We start from the raw sequence: 1,137 nt of genomic DNA, 5'->3' as shown, positions 1-1,137 counted from the left end.
CCGGCGGCCAGGTCAGCGGCGCGCTGCTGCGCGACCTGGCGCCGGGCGACCGCGTGCGGCTGGGCCCGCCCATCGGCGAACTGCTGACGCTCGGCTTCGACAGCGAATGGCCCGACCTGCTCCTCGTCGCCGGGGGCACGGGACTCGCACCCCTGCTCGCCGTGCTCGACCAGGTCGCCGCGCGCCACGCGGCCCGCGGGGCCGGACCGCGGGTGACCCTGTACCACGGTGTCAGGCATCCGTGGGGTTTCTACGCGAAGCCCGAGCTGGATCGATACGCGGGCGCGCCGTGGCTGGAGCTCTCGTATGCGGTGTCGGACGACCCGTCCTTTCCGGGGGCCCGCGGGCTCGTCGGCGACATCGCCGCCGCGGACGGCCCGTGGGAGCGCCGGCTGGCGATGGTCTGCGGCTCCCCTCGCATGGTCGAGCACACCGTCGCGGCCCTGCGTCGCGCCGGGCTCGACGAGCACGACATCCGCAGCGAGAAGTACGAAGACCCGTTCACCCAACAACCCAGCGCCCCGGCCGCCCAGGCAGCCTCCTCGGACCTCGTCCGTCCGGGCGCCGTGCTCGGAATCCGATAGAGGGCAGACACGACCATGACTGCGATCCACTCCGTATCCGTAACGCCCGACCTGCTCCGCGCCGCGTCGTTCGCCGAAGAGCCCCACGGGTACTCCCGCACCGAGGTCCATGCGCTGCTCACGGCGGCGGCCGATGCGCTCGACCTCGCCCGGCGCGACAACGAGGCGCTGATCGCGAGCGGCGTGAGCGCGGACGACGGCGAGATCTCCAGCCGCGCGGTGCTGCTGCTCAGCAGCGCGCAGCGGATCGCCGACGATGCCGTGGCCGAGGCCGAGTCCTATGCCAAAGACCTGATCGAGACGGCGCGCACGCAGTACCGCGAGATCATCGAGCGAGCGCAGCACGTGGCCCACTCGATCGAGAAGCAGGCGGCGGCGAATCCGAGCCAGGTCACCGCCCAGACGCGGCCCGTGCCCGCCGCGGCCGCAGGCAGTGCGCGCAGCATCGATTCGTGGACCGCCGACAGGCCGCCGTCGTTCGCGTTCGCCACCGACGATCTGGCGGCGGCCGGGCCGGCCTCACCGGCCGACGTCGTGCGCGCGCGCCAGTTCG

At 73.4% G+C, this 1,137-nt stretch carries 1 protein-coding gene and 1 pseudogene; both read left to right on the top strand.

The annotated features are described in order from the left end of the window. Positions 1-584, top strand: a pseudogene (locus EIO58_RS18345) (globin domain-containing protein); the annotation flags it as partial. A gap of 15 nt (positions 585-599) precedes the next feature. Next, on the top strand, positions 600-1,137 hold a 538-nt coding region (locus EIO58_RS18340), incomplete at its 3' end, for a hypothetical protein (protein ID WP_205789393.1).

This window comes from Microbacterium sp. CPCC 204701, from assembly GCF_004010105.1.
Classification (GTDB): Bacteria; Actinomycetota; Actinomycetes; order Actinomycetales; family Microbacteriaceae; genus Microbacterium.
This window is presented reverse-complemented; position numbering and strand designations above follow the sequence as displayed.